At 71.6% G+C, this 16,141-nt stretch carries 14 protein-coding genes; 4 read left to right on the forward strand and 10 right to left on the reverse strand.

Annotated elements, in window-relative coordinates; genetic code table 11:
- Window positions 1-91: 91 nt before the first annotated feature.
- Together ACZ3KP_RS37535 and ACZ3KP_RS37540 are read right to left on the reverse strand one after the other, a co-directional pair.
- Window positions 92-1,096, reverse strand: coding sequence for a magnesium transporter CorA family protein (locus ACZ3KP_RS37535; protein ID WP_467505219.1), 1,005 nt, complete (start codon window positions 1,094-1,096; stop codon window positions 92-94).
- Between the two features lie 108 nt (window positions 1,097-1,204).
- Window positions 1,205-2,548, reverse strand: coding sequence for a PucR family transcriptional regulator (locus ACZ3KP_RS37540; RefSeq protein ID WP_467505221.1), 1,344 nt, complete (start codon window positions 2,546-2,548; stop codon window positions 1,205-1,207).
- A 110-nt stretch (window positions 2,549-2,658) separates the two neighbouring features.
- On the opposite strand from ACZ3KP_RS37540, the gene ACZ3KP_RS37545 reads away from it, so the two are divergent.
- From ACZ3KP_RS37545 to ACZ3KP_RS37560, 4 genes are all read left to right on the forward strand, one after another.
- Window positions 2,659-3,117 (forward strand): nucleoside deaminase, encoded by a 459-nt coding sequence (locus ACZ3KP_RS37545; protein WP_358981166.1) that lies wholly within the window; start codon window positions 2,659-2,661, stop codon window positions 3,115-3,117.
- Window positions 3,110-4,093, forward strand: coding sequence for an isopenicillin N synthase family dioxygenase (locus ACZ3KP_RS37550; RefSeq protein ID WP_467505223.1), 984 nt, complete (start codon window positions 3,110-3,112; stop codon window positions 4,091-4,093). The genes ACZ3KP_RS37545 and ACZ3KP_RS37550 overlap by 8 nt, the downstream gene beginning before the upstream one ends.
- Before the next feature lie 93 nt (window positions 4,094-4,186).
- On the forward strand, window positions 4,187-6,277 hold the full coding sequence (locus ACZ3KP_RS37555; RefSeq protein ID WP_467505225.1) for a hypothetical protein: 2,091 nt from the start codon (window positions 4,187-4,189) through the stop codon (window positions 6,275-6,277).
- Window positions 6,277-7,824 (forward strand): type 1 periplasmic-binding domain-containing protein, encoded by a 1,548-nt coding sequence (locus ACZ3KP_RS37560; RefSeq protein WP_467505227.1) that lies wholly within the window; start codon window positions 6,277-6,279, stop codon window positions 7,822-7,824. The genes ACZ3KP_RS37555 and ACZ3KP_RS37560 overlap by 1 nt, the downstream gene beginning before the upstream one ends.
- Window positions 7,825-7,924: 100 nt before the next feature.
- Here the strand turns inward: ACZ3KP_RS37560 and ACZ3KP_RS37565 are convergent, their stop codons facing one another.
- The 8 genes from ACZ3KP_RS37565 to hemL all read right to left on the reverse strand — a co-directional run bounded on the left by ACZ3KP_RS37565 (window position 7,925) and on the right by hemL (window position 15,956).
- Window positions 7,925-8,275 (reverse strand): SRPBCC domain-containing protein, encoded by a 351-nt coding sequence (locus tag ACZ3KP_RS37565; protein ID WP_467505229.1) that lies wholly within the window; start codon window positions 8,273-8,275, stop codon window positions 7,925-7,927.
- A 25-nt stretch (window positions 8,276-8,300) separates the two neighbouring features.
- On the reverse strand, window positions 8,301-9,401 hold the full coding sequence (gene ccsB / locus ACZ3KP_RS37570; protein WP_361337722.1) for a c-type cytochrome biogenesis protein CcsB: 1,101 nt from the start codon (window positions 9,399-9,401) through the stop codon (window positions 8,301-8,303).
- Window positions 9,398-11,122: a cytochrome c biogenesis protein ResB gene (gene resB, locus ACZ3KP_RS37575; protein WP_467505231.1), complete on the reverse strand. Its 1,725-nt coding sequence runs from the start codon at window positions 11,120-11,122 to the stop codon at window positions 9,398-9,400. The genes ccsB and resB overlap by 4 nt, the downstream gene beginning before the upstream one ends.
- A gap of 3 nt (window positions 11,123-11,125) precedes the next feature.
- On the reverse strand, window positions 11,126-11,902 hold the full coding sequence (locus ACZ3KP_RS37580; protein ID WP_467505232.1) for a cytochrome c biogenesis CcdA family protein: 777 nt from the start codon (window positions 11,900-11,902) through the stop codon (window positions 11,126-11,128).
- A gap of 1 nt (window position 11,903) precedes the next feature.
- Window positions 11,904-12,494, reverse strand: coding sequence for a TlpA family protein disulfide reductase (locus ACZ3KP_RS37585; RefSeq protein WP_467505233.1), 591 nt, complete (start codon window positions 12,492-12,494; stop codon window positions 11,904-11,906).
- Between the two features lie 66 nt (window positions 12,495-12,560).
- On the reverse strand, window positions 12,561-13,814 hold the full coding sequence (locus ACZ3KP_RS37590; protein ID WP_467505235.1) for a polysaccharide deacetylase family protein: 1,254 nt from the start codon (window positions 13,812-13,814) through the stop codon (window positions 12,561-12,563).
- A 133-nt stretch (window positions 13,815-13,947) separates the two neighbouring features.
- Window positions 13,948-14,631, reverse strand: coding sequence for a histidine phosphatase family protein (locus tag ACZ3KP_RS37595; RefSeq protein ID WP_467505237.1), 684 nt, complete (start codon window positions 14,629-14,631; stop codon window positions 13,948-13,950).
- Window positions 14,628-15,956, reverse strand: a complete 1,329-nt coding sequence (hemL, locus tag ACZ3KP_RS37600; protein WP_132890357.1) for a glutamate-1-semialdehyde 2,1-aminomutase — start codon at window positions 15,954-15,956, stop codon at window positions 14,628-14,630. The genes ACZ3KP_RS37595 and hemL overlap by 4 nt, the downstream gene beginning before the upstream one ends.
- Window positions 15,957-16,141: the final 185 nt, after the last annotated feature.

Raw genomic sequence — 16,141 nt, forward strand, 5'->3', positions numbered from 1 at the left:
GGCTCAAGTCGGGCCCACTGGCCGTTCGTCAGATCACCACGCCCCACGGGACCTGATCATCGACGAACAAGATCCACTTTCGCAACAGACCCTAGTCGTCGTCTCGCAGCCGGCGCCAGATCCGGCTGCGGTGCAGCAGGAAGAGCGAGCCGAGCACGGCGAGCAGCTGGAGGCCCACGGCGAGCAGCCAGAACTCGTCCCTGGTCTCCAGCCGGTTCGTCAGGAACTCGAAGTTCATGCCGAAGAACCCGGTCAGGAACGACAGCGGCAGGAAGATGACGGACACGATGGCCAGCCGGTTGATCACGCCGTTCTGTTCGCCCGCGACCAGCGACCCGTAACTGGCGAAGGCCCGGCGGGTGGCGTCCTGGAGGGACTCGATGTCCGCGAGGACCAGGCGCCCCGCCCGCTGGAACTCCTGGGCGAGCCGCTGCCGTTCCACCGGGAAGTCGCGGCTCATCATCCTGCGGGTGATCACCTCGTCGATGCCCTGGAGGTAGGGCAGCAGCGCGTGGTGCAGGACGGCGGAGTGGCGGCGCAGCTGGGACAGCCGGTAGACCTGCCCGGGGCGCCGCGCCTCGAACATGTCGTCCTCCAGCTCCTCCACCTGGAGCAGCGCGTGGACCGCGGCCCGGCGGAAGGTCGTGAGCGCCTCCTGGAGCATCAGGAACAGTGTGGCCACGGCGTCGTGCGGGCGTTCCCGCCGCACCTGGGCGGTGACGGCCCGCTCCAGTCCGGCCCGGCGGCCCCGGTGGACGATCACCAGGTGGCGCTCGGAGGCCAGGGCGTGCACGTACGCGACGCCGCCCTCGTGGACCACCGGCACGACGAACCCGGCGGTGTCCCCCAGGAACTCGGCCCGCGGCGACGCGTCCTGCCGGCCGAACCACTCCAGGTCGGTGTCGTCCAGTCCGAGCCGCCGGAGCACCGGATCCGGCGCCGGCCCCTCCTCCTCGGGCAGTTCGACACCGAGGAGCAGGAACGGCTCCGTGGCGAGGCGGTGACGTGCCTCGGCCACGGAGATGCGCGCGGTGTCCCCGTCCGGCACCGCCACCACCGTCACGATCATCGCGTCACCGCCGGTCCCATGGCCCACGCCCCCAGCGTGTGCGCGGCGGCCGCGGCCCGCACCCGGATGCCCTCGCGTGCCGCGCGCGGCTGCCTCGAACGGGTGAGGTTTCCAGGCCGGTCCCTGGCCGGTCCCTCAGGCCACCGTGCGCAACCCCCGTGACCGGGCCGCGCCCGTCCCCCGTACCACCCGGTGGGCGCAGGCCGCCGTCAGCAGTTCCCCCAGCAGGTCCGGATCGTCGATCTCCAGGCCGAGCAGTGACTCGATGCGCTCCAGCCGCTGGTACAGGGACTGGCGGCCGATGTGCAGGAGGGCGGCCGTCCGGGTCGGGGAGCAGCCGTGGCGCAGGTGCAGCTCCAGGGTGCGGACCAGGTCGCTGGCGTGCGCCGCCTCCCAGGCCAGCAACGGTCCCAGGGTGTGCTGGACCAGGGCGGCGAGGCGGTCCCGGTTGGCGGCGATCCCGCCCCGGGTCAGCTCGCGCTCCAGGGCCAGGGCACGGGCGGAGGCCACCGACGGGCGGTCCGCCGCACCGGGTTCGGCGGGCGGCACGGTCAGCGCGAGCTCCAGGGTCGTACGGGCCGCGCGCAGGGTCTCGCTCCAGTGCAGCCAGCCGCCGTCGGCCTCGACCGCGTGGCCCACGGCGACGGTGAGCCCGAGACCGGCGGCCGTGCGAAAGGCCTCCTGGACGGCGCGGACGGGGTCGCCGATGCTGGGCCCCGCGCCCCTCCCCACCGGTCCGGCGCTCCCCCGGCCACCGGCGGCCGGCAGTGCCAGCAGGGCCAGCACGTCTCCGGGGAAGGCGGCCCGGAGCACCGGGACCCCGCCCAGCAGTCGTACCGCCCGGTCCACGGCACCGGTCTCCCGCGGTCCGTGCACCGACACCCCGATCAGGCGCGCCCCGGGCCCCGGCCGGAACCCGGCGAGCGCGGCGCGGGCGTCCACCTCCGGCTGGTTGAGCGCGGCCCGGTCGGCCAGGTCGGCCAGCAGGGCCGCGGTGTGGTCGTCGCCCCGGGGCCGGGCCGCCGACCGCCCGGACAGCCCGCGCGCGACGATCGCGCGGTTGGCGGCCTCCGTGATCCGGACGAAGGGCACGACCCGGTGCAGCGCCAGCAGGGGCAGGCCGAGCCGGCGGGCCTCGTCGGTCACCTCGGCGGGCATGGCCGGCAGGGCCCGGCCGACCTCCACCGCGAGACCGGCCGCGCCGCGTGCGGCCAGTTCCCGGACGTAGCGGCGGCGGACCTCCTCGGCCGCGTCGGTCAGCCCGAAGCCGTTGGTGAGCAGCAGTTCACCGCCGTCCAGGAAGTTGGCGCCCTCGTAGACCTCGCTGGTGGGGGTCCCCCCGCTTCGAGCGAAGTCGAGAAGCAGGGGGAGGACCCAGCGGACCGGCCGGTCGAGAGCGTTCTCCCCGGCGAGCAGTTCGGGGCGGGCCGCCAGCACCAGATCAAGGGCCAGGACTTCGCGGAGGGTGAGTGCGGGCACGGGGCCTCCAGGGCGCGGAGAGCGGCGCTGACATTTCGTCCGGCTGCGGATTGCCCGGAGAGTACTTTCCGCACGTTGCCCCGGTGTTTCGGCCACAGGAGAGTGAAGTCATGAAGCCTTTGGACCAGGAACAGGCCCGCGCCTGGCTCGGCACCGCGGTGGCCGAGGCCCGCGCCGGGCTCGCCGAGGGAGGCATCCCCATCGGGGCGGCGCTCTACGGCGCCGACGGCGAGCCGCTCGGCCGCGGGCACAACCGGCGCGTCCAGGACGGCGACCCGTCCATGCACGCCGAGACGGCCGCCTTCCGCGCGGCGGGACGGCAGCGGACGTACCGGGGCACCACCATGGTGACCACCCTGTCGCCCTGCTGGTACTGCTCCGGCCTGGTCCGCCAGTTCGGCATCTCACGGGTCGTGATCGGCGAGGCGGCCACCTTCCACGGCGGCCACGACTGGCTCGCCGAGCACGGGGTGGAGATCGTCCTGCTGGACGACCCGGAGTGCGTCGGACTGATGCGTGACTTCATCGACACCCACCCGGCTCTGTGGAACGAGGACATCGGTGAGTAGCACGAGTTCCGGCTCCGGCCCCCGCATCCCCACCATCGACCTGCGGCCCTGGCTGGACGGCGACGAGGCCGGCCGGCAGGAGATCGCCCGGACCGTCGACGCGGCCCTTCGGACCGCCGGCTTCCTGCTCGTCACCGGGCACGGGGTCGCCCCGGAGCTGCGCGCCGCGGTACGGGCGGCCGCCCGCGCGTTCTTCGCGCTGCCCACCGGGGCCAAGCAGAGGTACGAGGCGAAGGTCGGCGGGCGCGGCTGGCTCGGGCCGGGCGCGGAGGCCAACGGCTACTCCGAGGGCACCGAGACCCCGCCGGACCTGAAGGAGTCGCTGACCTTCGCGACCCACGAACCCTTCGCGGACCCGGCGGTCAACGCCGAGTGGTACGCGCCCAACGTGTGGCCGGCCGAGATCCCCGAACTGCGGACGCTCTGCGAGGAGTACCTGGAGCGGATGGCGGAGCTGGAGAAGGAGCTGCTGTCCCTGCTGGGGTACGCGCTCGGCCTGGAACGGGACTTCTTCTCCCGGCACATGGACCATCCGACGTACGGCTTCAACATCAACTGGTACCCGGGGACGGACGTCGTCGGCGAGCCCGAGCCGGGGCAGTTCCGGATCGGCCCGCACACCGACTTCGGCACGGTGACCATCCTGGACCGGCAGGCCGGCAAGGGCGGGCTCCAGGTCCACACCGACGCGGGCGGCTGGGAGGACGCCCCCTACGACCCGGCGGCCTTCACCATCAACATCGGCGATCTGATGGCCCGTTGGACCGGCGACCGCTGGCGCTCCGGCCGCCACCGGGTGCTCCCGCCACCTGCCGACGCCCCCACCGAGGAGCTGATGTCCCTCGTCTACTTCGGCGAGTGCACCCCGGGCACGATCGTCGAGTCCGTTCCGGCACCGGTCGGACGGGTGACGTATCCACCGGTGGACTCGCACGTCTACCTGAGGGACAAACTCGACTCGATCACCGTCGGCTGACCCCACCGGGCCGGTTTCGTGACCCAACTGCCATCACGCGATCTGGCCTGAAGCAACTTCCCCTTTCTACACTTGCGTCGAGGGGGGACTGCCTTGCACAGACGGTTGCACGGGCGTGGAGCGCTGTTCGACGTCGAGCCGGCCGGGCTCGTGCCGAGAATCGTCGGGTTACGGCCGTACCACCACCGTGCCCATCCCGTCGAGGATCCCGGCGAGCTGCCGTTCGTCGTGCTGACCGGGGCGCGCGGGCTCGGCAAGAGCGCGGTGCTCGGCGAGTTGCGCGACGCCTACCAGGGGCACACCCCGGTCGCGCTGGCCGACTGCGCGGACCCGCAGTTCGCGGCGCCGCCTCCCGAGCGGCCCGCCGAGTCCTGGTCACCGCTCGCGCAGGCGCTGCTGGTCGTCGCCGAACAGCTCGCCGAACCGGTGACGGGCGCCGGCCGGATCACCTTCCCCCGGCTGATGTCCGGCCTGGTCGCGGTGGCCGCCGGGGGCTGGGGCGACGCCGACTCGGAGCGGATCAGGCGCGAGGTGGAGCGGATCCTGCTGCTGGGCGAGGGCGGCTCGTGGATCAGCGGGTTCGCGGGGCGGTGGGCCGGGAAGGTCGCCGCGAAGGTGGTCGCCGCCGCGACCGGCACCGGCCCCCTGGTCTCCGGGGCCATCGAGGCCACCCTGGAGGCGGTCGCCGAGGGCTTCAGCAGCCGCCGCCACCAGAAGGCGTCCGTCTGGTACCGCACCTACCCCAACGCGGGCGGGCACGCCCAGCGCGGGCTGATCCTGCTCTCCGGGCACTTCCGGGCGGGCGGCACCTCCCGCGAACACGCCGAACGGTATCTGGTGCGCGCCCTGCTCGCCGACCTGACGGAGGCCTACGCGGGGGTGCTGCCGCGCATGCGGCGGCTCGGCCGCCCGCTGGTACTGCTCGACAACGTGGGGACCGGGCCGGGACCCGGCCTGCTGGACGCGGTGCTGCGGGACCGCGCCGACGGCGTCACCGACCACGTGGCGTTCGTCGCCGGACTGCGCGGCGACGGCCGGGAGCTGCTGCGCAACGGCGCCCGACGGGAGCTGGCCGAGGTGGCCCGGCGCACCGGCTGGACACCGGACGCGGCCGCGCCGTCCTCCCGGGCGCTGCTGGTCGCCCTCCCGCCGCTCACCCCCGACGACACCCTGCACCTCGTGGACACCCCGGCCGCGCCCCGGCTCCCGCAGGCCGTGCACCGGCTGACCGGCGGCAACCCGCTGGGCGTCACCCTGCTCGCCGAGACCGCGGCACAGCACCCGGACCGCACCGGCGCGCTCGGCGAACTGCTCACCGCCGACGTACGGCTGACCGACGAGGGCCCGGCCGCCCCCGCCTACCTCCAGCTCCTCGACCGGCTGGTCCCCGCCGACCGCCTCGACGAACTCACCGTCCTGGCCGCCGCCCACGACCACGACTCGGCCTGTGCGCTGGCCGCCGCGCTGCTCCCGGACGACTTCGGTCCCGCGGACGTACGCGCGTTGCAGAGCCGGCTCGTCCTGGAGGGGCTGCCCGTCGTGCCCGGCCAGTTCGTCGGCGACTCCTTCGTGCGCACCCTCCTGCTCCTGCGGCTGCACCTGCGGGACCCCGACCACGCCGGCTGGCGCACCGCCCACACGACGCTGACCGGGCACTACGCGGAACTCCTCGGCACCGACCGCCTCGCCCGCTTCCGGCTGCACCACCAACTGGCCCTGGGCAGGACGGAGCCCGCGGTCGCCCACCTCCGCGACGGCTTCGCGCTCCTGGACGCCCGCGACTGGCTGGACAACCTGCGCTTCATCGCCTCCGCGCCCTACTTCCACGCCCATGACGCCGAGGGCCGCGACTTCGGCGGCCACGGCGACCGGCGCACCGCGGTGGCCCTGGGCCGCACGGACGCGGACCAGCGGGTGCCGGACGGTGTGGACGCCGTACTCCACCTGCGGGTACGGCGGTTGCTGCACGCCGTGTGGCAGCTCGCCGATCCGCTGGTGCTGCCCGACCCGAAGGTGGCCGACCGGCTCCGCTTCGAGCTGGAGCAGCTGTCCAACCTGCGGCCGGCCGGCAACGCGCTGCTGTGGCGGGCCTCCCGGGACTGGCCGGCCGCCGCGCTCGCGGGCCGCCCGCTCGCGGAGCCGGACGACGACGAGGGCGACGACGAGCGGAGCGGGGTGGCGTGATGGCGGGGCGGGGCGTGGGCACGTGGTTGCGTGAAGGCGTCTGGGAGATCCCGCTGCGCCGCTATCTGGCCCTGCTGGTGGCGGCCGGACTGGTCGCCGCCGTGGTCGTCGGGGTGCGTGCGGTCACCCACGACGACCGCTCCTGCGCACCGGGGGTGGCGAGGCCCGAGGGCAGCACCGAGTGCGTGGGCGTGGCGACGACCGCGTACGACTTCGGGCACCCGCAGCTGCGGCCCACCGTGCGCGCCATCGCCCGCGAGAACGCCCGCCTGAAGGCCGGGAGTTACGTCACGGTCGCGGTGATGCTGCCGTACACCTCGACGGCGGCGGCCAGTCTCACCGACGTCCAGCACGAGCTCCAGGGCGCCTACCTCGCCCAGTACCAGGCCAACCACGACTCCAACGGCGAGGCCCCGGGGATCCGGCTGGTCCTCGCCAACCCCGGCGCCACCAGCCAGTACTGGCAGGAGATGGTGGACCGGCTGGCCGGCATGACCGGTGGCACGGACCGGCTGCGGGCCGTCGCGGGCGTCGGACAGAGCACCGACAACAACAAGAAGGCCGTCAGGGAGCTGACCCGGCTCGGCATCCCGGTGGTCGGCTCCTCCATCACCGCCGACGACCTCGCCAACGGGCAGGACGGCAAGGACCCCTACCCCGGTCTCGCGCGGGTGTCGCCGACCAACACCGACGAGGCCCGTGCGCTGGCCTCGTTCGCGAAGGTCAGCGCCGGACGGGCGCTGCTGGTGTACGACAGGCCGGGCGACCCGTACACCCGCACCCTGCAGAAGTCCTTCCTGACCCTGCTCAAGGGTTCGCCGTACGAGCCGCAGCCGTTCACCCCGCCGGCCGACCGCAGCCAGGAGGGGACGACCGCGAACACGTTCCGGCAGATCACCAACCTGATCTGCGACACCTCGCGGGCCACCGACACGATCCTGTTCGCCGGGCGGCACACGCAGCTGCGGCAGTTCATCAACGCGCTGGGCGGACGGGGCTGCCAGGACCGCAGGTTCACGGTGCTGACGGGGGACGAGGGGTCGTACCTGACCGGGGAGGCCCGTCTGGACCGGGCCGTCCTCGGACCCACCCTGTCGGTGCGCTACACCGCCCTCGCCCATCCCGACGCGTGGGGCGCGGGCAGCCCGAGGACGGGCGGTTCGGCCACCGACATGGCGACGCTGGACGCGCTGCTGAAGAGCGCGCAGAAGGCGCCGGTGGGGCCGGTCGGGTCGGTGGCGCTGGAGGACGGGCAGCTGATCATCGCGTACGACGCGATGCGGCTCGCGGTGCACGGGATCCGGGAGGCGGTGCCGGAGGGGCGGGCCGTGCCGGCGCTGGCCGACGTGGGGTTGCAGTGGCCGCAGGTGAAGGGGTCGCTGCGGGTGGCCGGGGCGAGCGGGTGGATCTGCCTCGACGTGCACGGGAACCCGTACGACAAGGCGGTGCCGATCGTGGAGTTGCGGGCGGCGGGTGGGTCGCGGTTCGTGACCGTGGCCTGGCCGGAGGGGAAGCCTCCGGGGGCGGAGTGTTTGCCGCCGTCGTGAGCTGCGGGTCCGGTGGGGGTTGAGCGCGCAGTTCCTCCCCCAGCCTTCGGCCGGGGGTACCCCCAGCGCCCCTGAAAACTCGGCGCTTCGCGCCTTGTTTTCATCCCAGGGATGCACCCAGGCGCTCGAAACGGTCCCGCCAGCCCTGCTCTGTCGGCGCCTCTCCCTGGACTTCGTGGGTGAAGCGCAGGACGCTGCCTGTCTCTCCGTCGGGTTCCAGGTGGAAGCGGATTCTGCCGCCGGGGTCGACCGTGTACTCCGCGACGCGGTCGACGTCCCAGGCCGTGACCGTGCCGGTGCCCAGGTCGCCCAGGGTGACCGTGCCGCCCAGCCTCGGTTGCAGGACGTCCGTGGGGGCGAACCAGGCGGCCAGGCCCTCCGGGGTGGAGAGGCTCGGCCAGACCTGGTCCATCGGCCTCGGCAGTCGGATCAGCAGCTGGAGGACGGCCATGGGACCAGTGTGGCCCCTCGGCGGCTCAGACGCCCGCGTACGAGTGCTTGCCGGTCACGAAGATGTTGACGCCGTAGTAGTTGAACAGCCAGCAGCCGAAGGCGATCATCGCCAGGTAGGCGGCCTTGCGGCCCTTCCAGCCCGCGGTGGCACGGGCGTGCAGGTAGCAGGCGTAGGCGACCCAGGTGATGAAGGACCAGGTCTCCTTGGGGTCCCAGTTCCAGTAGCGGCCCCAGGCGCTGCCCGCCCAGATCGCGCCCGCGATGATCGTGAAGGTCCACAGCGGGAAGACCGCCGCGTTGACGCGGTACGCGAACTTGTCGAGGGACGCCGAGGCGGGCAGGCGCTCCAGCACCGAGCTGGCGAAGCTGCCGGGCTTGCCGCCGTTCTCCAGCTTGTTCTCGTAGGAGTCCTTGAAGAGGTAGAGGATCGTGGCCACCGCGCCCACGTAGAAGACCGCGCCGCAGAAGATCGCCGTCGAGACGTGGATGTACAGCCAGTACGAGTGCAGCGCCGGCACCAGCGGCTCGCTCGCCGTGTAGAGGACGGTGACCGCGAGGCCGAGGTCGAGCAGGACCGTGGTGATCAGGAAGAGGCCGAGCCAGCGGACGTTCTTCTTCAGGGCCAGCAGGGTCAGGTAGACGGCGACCGCGACCGTGGAGAACGTGATGTTGAACTCGTACATGTTGCCCCACGGCGCCCGCTGCACGGAGGCCGCCCGGGTGATCACACCGGCCAGCTCCACCAGGAAGGCGAGGACCGTGAGGGAGATCGCGATCCGGCCGTAGAGGTCGCCCTGCTCGTCGCCGCCGTGGGCGCCGGGGCCGTCCGGGACGTCGCGGGAGCCGGCCGCGGCGCGGACGACCACCTTCGGGCGCTCCAGCACGGCGGTGCCGCCGGCCTGCTTGACCGTGACGGCGGGGCCGGTCCGCTTGGTCTCCGCCGTGCTCGTGAGCGCGTTGGCGGTGCGCGCCACCCGGCTGCGGCTGCCGAGCAGCCACTCGAAGATGTAGGCGAAGAAGGCCAGCGTGTAGACGGCCATCGAGGAGTAGACGAGCGTGTTGCTCATGCTCGCGAGATGCTCGTTGGTCGCGCTGGCGAGCACGGTTGCGGCGGCTGAAGTCATCGCTTCTCAGGCCCTTCGGCAGGTACGACTTCGGGGTCGGGGGATGTGACGGGGGCGTCGTCCTCGGGGTCGGGGGCCCCGGACGTCTGGTCGTACAGGAGGTTGGCGAGGTCGCCCAGCTCCTCGGGCACCTTCGCGGACTCGCTACGGCCGAGACCGGCCATCTCTACCACGGTGACGCCGTCGGGGCCCGGCACCGCGCGCACCCACACGCGGCGGCGCTGGATGAACAGCGAGGCGGCCAGGCCGAAGATCGCGGCGAGGGCGCCGGCGAGCGCCCAGCCGCTGCCGGGCTCCTGGACGATCTCGAAGCCGGCCCATTCCTTGACGCCCTTCTCGAACGTCACGGAACCGGCGCCGTTCGGCAGCTGCATGGTCTGGCCGGGCCTGAGGTTGTCCCGGAACTGGGCCCCCTTGGAGTCCTTGAACTCCTTCATGTGGGACTTGTCCAGCTGGTACACGCTCTGCGGGATCCCGGAGTCGACCCCGAGGTCGCCGTGGTACGGCGTCAGGTTCAGGACCGGGTTGTCCAGCGCCGGGAAGCTGGACAGGACGGAGGAGCCGCCGCCGTAGGTGGGCAGGAAGAACAGGGAGATGCCGAGCTGCTCGCTGACGTTCTGCGCGTTCTTATAGCCGTCCATCACCTTGAGCACGCCCTGGGAGGTGATGTTGCCGTCCAGCGGGAGCAGCGGCACCGCGTCGCGGTAGACGACGTCGCCCCTGCCGTCGCGGACCGTGATGACGGGCGCGTAGCCGTGGCTGACGAGGTAGACCTTGGCGTCGTCGATGTGCAGCGGCTGGTTCACCTTGACGGTGGTCCGCTTCGACTTGCCGTACGCGCCGTCGACGTAGTCGATGTCGGCGCTGAAGGTGGTCGGGGTGCCCTTGCTGGGTCCGCTGGTCTGGTAGCCGGCGCTGAAGTTCCGCAGGTGGAAGCTGAACGGCACCAGGTCGTCGGTGCTGAACATCGAACCCGACTTGAAGTCGTCGTACTGGATGATCGAGTTGGCGAACCCGTCGCCCTCCACGACCAGCTTGGTGCCGTCGGACTTGTACATCTGGCCGGAGGCGAAGGCGATCAGGAGCACGATCAGCGCGACGTGGAAGACCAGGTTGCCGAACTCGCGGACGTAGCCCTTCTCGGCGGCGACCGCGTCCCCGGCGACGTGCGCGCGGAAGCGCCGCTTCTTCAGCAGCGTGAGCGCGGCCTCGCGGACCTGCTCCGGCGGCGCGCCGGTGCGCCAGGTCGTGTACGCGGGGAGCCGGTTCAGCCGCTTCGGGGCGCCCGGCGGACGGCCGCGCAGCTGGCCCACGAACTGCCAGGCGCGCGGGATGATGCAGCCGACGAGGGAGACGAACAGCAGGATGTAGATCGCCGAGAACCACACCGAGCTGTAGACGTGGAAGAGGCCGAGCTTCTCGTAGACCGGCGCCAGCGTCTTGTGGGCCTTCTGGAAGTCGGCCACCTTGTTGATGTCGGCGCCGGTCTGCGGGATCAGCGAGCCGGGGATCGCGCCCAGCGACAGCAGCAGGAGCAGCAGCAGGGCGACGCGCATCGAGGTCAGCTGGCGCCAGAACCAGCGGGCCCAGCCGACCGGGCCGAGGCCGGGGACGACGGGCGGCTCGACCGGGGCGGTGGAGAGCTGGGAGCCCGCCTCGCCGAGGTCCGGCTCGGTGTTCTTCCCGGTGTGGTCGGTGTGCTCGGTGTCGGTCTTGCTCATCGATCAGATCCCCACAGTGAAGCCGTCGGACCAGCCCTGCATCTCCTGCACGAGGCTGTCCCAGGCCCCGGTCAGCAGCAGCACACCGGTCACGATCATCATCGTGCCGCCGATGCGCATCACCCACACGTAGTGCCGCTTGACCCAGCCGAAGGCGCCGAGGGCCTTGCGGAAGGCGACGGCGGTGAGCACGAAGGGGACGCCGAGGCCGAGGCAGTAGGCGACGGTCAGTATGGCACCGCGGCCCGCGCTTCCCTGCTGGGAGGAGAGGCTCAGCACGGCGGAGAGCGTGGGGCCGATGCACGGGGTCCAGCCGATCCCGAACAGCGCGCCGAGCAGGGGCGCCCCGATCAGACCGGCCACCGGACGCCGGTGGAAGCGGAACTCGCGCTGGGTGAACCAGGGCATCAGGCCCATGAAGAACACGCCCATGACGATCATCAGGACGCCGAGCACCTTGCTGAGGACGCCGGAGTGCTCCAGCAGCGTCGAGCCGAAGTACCCGAAGAGGGCGCCGCCCGAGACGAACACGGCGGTGAAGCCGAGGACGAAGAGCGTGGCGCCGATGGCCATGCGACCGCGCCTGGCCTCGGCGAGATCCGTGCCGGCGACCCCCGTCACGTAGGAGAGGTATCCGGGCACGAGCGGCAGTACGCACGGGGAGAAGAAGGAGACGAGTCCGCCGAGCAGGGCGATCGGCAACGCGACCAGCAGCGCGCCGTTCATGACCGTCGTGTTCGGTCCGTCCGTCGCGGCCGCGACGGTCAGGAGTGCGCTCACGTCACTTCTCCGCGACGACCGGCTTGAGCATCTTCAGCAGGTTCTCCTCGCTGAGCGCCGCCAGGGAGCGCGCCGCGACGTTCCCCTGCCGGTCGAGTACCAGGGTGGAGGGGATGGCCTGCGGGTTGAGCGTGCCCTTCTTGAAGCGGAGCATCAGCCTGCCCGTCGGGTCGTACAGGCTCGGGTAGTCGATGCCGTTCTGCTTCTCGAAGGCGACCGCGGCACCGGTGCTGGTGTCGCGGGTGTTGATGCCGACGAACTGGACGCCCTTGTTCGCGTACGCCTTGGAGACGGAGGCGAAGTAGGGGGCCTCGGCGCGGCAGGGGCTGCACCAGGACCCCCAGACGTTGATGACGACGACCTTGCCCTTGTAGCTCGCGACGTCCAGCGTCCTGCCGTCGATGGTCTTGCCGGACAGGTCGGGGGCCGCCGCGCGGTGGCCCTTCGCGACCGTGTCGATGCCGTTCTTGCCGGTGACGAAGTTGGTGTTGCCGCCTCCGCCGGAAGTGCCGCCGTTGCCGCACGCGGACAGGGTCAGGGCCGTCGCGGCGGCCATGGCGCCGAGCAGGAGGGCGCGGCTACGGGTACTCATGTGAAAAGTTTCGCATGCCCGTTCTGGGGATCTTGCGCACCCCCCTTGGTCCGGGAAAGGCCCTTTTCAGGCGGCGGTTCCCTGCTTGAGGAAGCCCTTCCAGCCGCCCGCGGGGCGCTGCCCCACGTCCAGGGTGCGCAGCTTCGCCAGGACCTCGGGCTTCTGCACGTCGATCCAGTCCACGAACTGCCGGAAGGAGACCATCCGTACGTCGGCGCCCTTCTCCTTCTCCCGGGCGATGTGCTTGAAGGCCTCCTCGACGGAGTCCATGTAGATGCCGCCGTTCCAGTGCTCGAAGTGGTTGCCTATGAAGAACGGCGCCCGGTTTGTCGTGTATGCCCGCTCGAATCCCGCTATGTACGCCTGGGCCGACTGCTTGCGCCAGGCCGGGTAGTTGTAGGCCGGGGCCTTGGTCGAGTTGACCGACTGGTTGGCGAGCATGTTGTAGTCCATGGACAGCACCTCGAAGCTGCGGCCGGGGAACGGCACCTGCTGGAGCGGCAGGTCCCAGATGCCGAGCTTCTTCTCAGGCCAGACCTGGCGGCCGCCGGGCGAGGAGGCGTCGTAGCGCCAGCCCAGTTGGCGGGCGGTGGGCAGCAGGTTGTTCTGGCCGAGGAGACAGGGCGTACGGCCGCCGACCAGCTCCTTGTCGTAGTCGAAGGGGAGCGCGGGCAGGTCGGTCCAGCCGGTGTTGGTCCGCCACTCCTTCACGAACGCCTTCGCCTGCCGTATCTCACTGAGCCACTGCTTGGGCGTCCAGTTGCCGACGGTGCCGTGGCCCGAGCAGAAGTGGCCGTTGAAGTGGGTGCCTATCTCGTGCCCTTCGAGCCAGGCACGGCGGACGTTGGTGAGGGTCGCCTTGATGTGGTCGTCGGCGAGGTAGCCGATGTCGGAGGCGCCGCGGGGGTTGTTCGGGGGCTCGTAGAGACGCTTCTTGGACTCGGGGAGGAGGTAGAGACCCGAGAGGAAGAAGGTCATGGACGCGCCGTGTTCCTTCGCCAGGTCGAGGAAGCGCGGGAAGAGACCGTTGCCGACCTCGCCCGCGCCGTCCCAGGAGAAGATCACGAACTGCGGCGGGGTCTGGCCGGGTTCCAGCGGCTCGGGGGCGGCGGGCTGGTGGGGCTGCTTGCCCGTGCGCGAGGTGGAGCCGTCGCCGATGGGGTGGGCGGTCGCGGTGGGCTTCTGCGAGGGTTGCCCGCCGGAACCGTCGGCGTGGTTCTTGCCGTTCGACGGTGCCTGCGTGCCGCAGCCGGTGAGGCCGAGTCCGGCCGCGGCGCCCGCGCCGACGCCGAGTACTCCCCTTCGGGTGAAGGTCCGCATGGTTCCCCGATTCGTCACGTCCTCTGGTGGTCACCCACTCAGAGGGCGCGACGAACGGGGCGGTTCCGAAAGGAACCGCATATTTTAAGACTAATTTCATGCAGCAAGGTTTGAGGGCTCGTGCACAAGCACCTCACGCACCGAAGGCCTTGCCCTGCCCCTGCCGCGGCTGGGCCCCGGCCCGCAGGTGGACCGGCACCAGATCGATCGCGGGCTCGCTGTACCCGACGGAGATGATCCGGTCGCCCTCGTACGTGAACGTCGTCAGGGAGGCCAGGGTGCACTGCCGCTTGCGCGGGTCGTGCCACAGCCGGCGCTTCTCCACGTACGACCGCAGGATCCAGATCGGCAGCTGGTGGCTGACCAGCACGGCCTCGTGGCCGCGCGCCCGGTCCCGGGCCGCGTCCAGCGCGCCCTTCATCCGCACGACCTGCTCGACGTACGGCTCGCCCCAGGACGGCTTGAACGGGTTGACCAGGTACTTCCAGTTGGCGGGGTTCTTCAGGGCCCCGTCGCCGACCCCGAAGGTCTTGCCCTGGAAGATGTTCTCCGCCTCGATCAGCCGCCCGTCGGTGGCCAGGTCGAGCCCGTGCGCCTTGGCGATCGGGGTCGCGGTCTCCTGCGCGCGCTCCAGCGGGGAGGCGACGACGTGGACGACGTCCCGGGACGAGAGGTGCTCGGCGACCCGGTCGGCCATCTGCCGCCCCAGCTCGGAGAGGTGGTAGCCGGGAAGTCTCCCGTACAGCACCCCCTGCGGGTTATCCACTTCGCCGTGCCGCATCACATGGACGACGGTGATGTCCTGCTGCTCGCTCATGCTGCCGTGGCCTCCGCGGCCGCTCGGGCCGCCGCCGGGAGGGCGTCGGCGATCTTCTGGATGGCCCGCTCGTCGTGGGCCGTGGAGACGAACCAGGACTCGAAGGACGACGGCGGCAGATAGACGCCGTCGGAGAGGAGGGAGTGGAAGAACGCCGTGAACCGGAAGGACTCCTGGCGGCGCGCGTCCTCGTAGTTGCGCACCGGGCGGTTGGTGAAGAAGACGGAGAACATGTTGGAGGCGGTCTGCACCTGGTGCGCGACGCCCTCCTTGCTCAGCGCCTCGGTGACCAGCGCCTGGATCTGCTCGGAGACGGAGTCGACCTTGGCGTAGGCCGCGTCGTCGAGCAGCCGCAGCTGGGCGAGTCCGGCGGCGGTGGCGACGGGGTTCCCGGAGAGGGTGCCGGCCTGGTAGACGGGCCCGGCCGGGGCGAGGTGCGCCATGACGTCCGCCCGGCCGCCGAACGCGGCCGCCGGGAACCCGCCGCCCATCACCTTGCCGAAGGTCATCAGGTCGGGGACCACGCCGTCGACCCCGAACCAGCCGGCCCGGCTGGTGCGGAACCCGGTCATGACCTCGTCGGAGATGTAGAGCGCGCCGTTCTCCCGGCAGGCGTTCTTGAGCCCCTGGTTGAACCCGGGCCCCGGCGGCACGACGCCCATGTTCCCCGGCGAGGCCTCCGTGATCACGCAGGCGATCTCACCGGGGTGCCGGTGGAAGGCCTCCTGGACGGCTTCGAGATCGTTGTACGGCAGCACGATCGTGTCCCCGGCCTGCGCACCGGTGACACCGGGCGTGTCGGGGAGCGCGAAGGTGGCCACGCCGGAGCCGGCGGCGGCGAGGAGGCTGTCGACGTGTCCGTGGTAGCAGCCGGCGAACTTGATCACCTTGGTACGCCGGGTGAAGCCGCGGGCGAGCCGGATGGCCGACATGGTCGCCTCCGTGCCGCTGCTGACCAGCCGCACCTGCTCCAGGGGCTCGATCCGGGCGACCATCTCCTCGGCGAGGGCGACCTCGCCCTCACCGGGCGTGCCGAAGGAGGTCCCGCGCGCGACGGCCTCCTGGACGGCGGCGATGACCTCGGGGTGCGAGTGCCCCAGGATCATCGGCCCCCAGGAGCACACGAGGTCGACGTACTCCCGCCCGTCGGCGTCGGTGAGGTAGGCGCCCTTGCCGGACACCATGAAACGGGGGGTGCCGCCGACGGCGCGGAAGGCGCGCACCGGCGAGTTCACGCCGCCGGGCGTGACGGCGGAGGCGCGGTCGAAGAGCGCCTGTGAGACGGGCGCGTCGTAGGGATAGGGCGTTTCGCTCTGTGCACTCATGACGTGCGACTTCTCCGACTTCTCGGACTCCGGTTGCTCGTGACCTCCTCAGGGTAGGCCGAGGTGGCCGTTCTCCCCGCAGCGGTCGGGGCATCTGCGAGACTGTGATCCGATACACCCAGCTCATCCGGTACGCAGGTGGCCGGGGGCTGTAAAGATCCTGCGGACTGGTGTTTCGACGCACG

This window comes from Streptomyces sp. NPDC020958 (genome assembly GCF_055562175.1).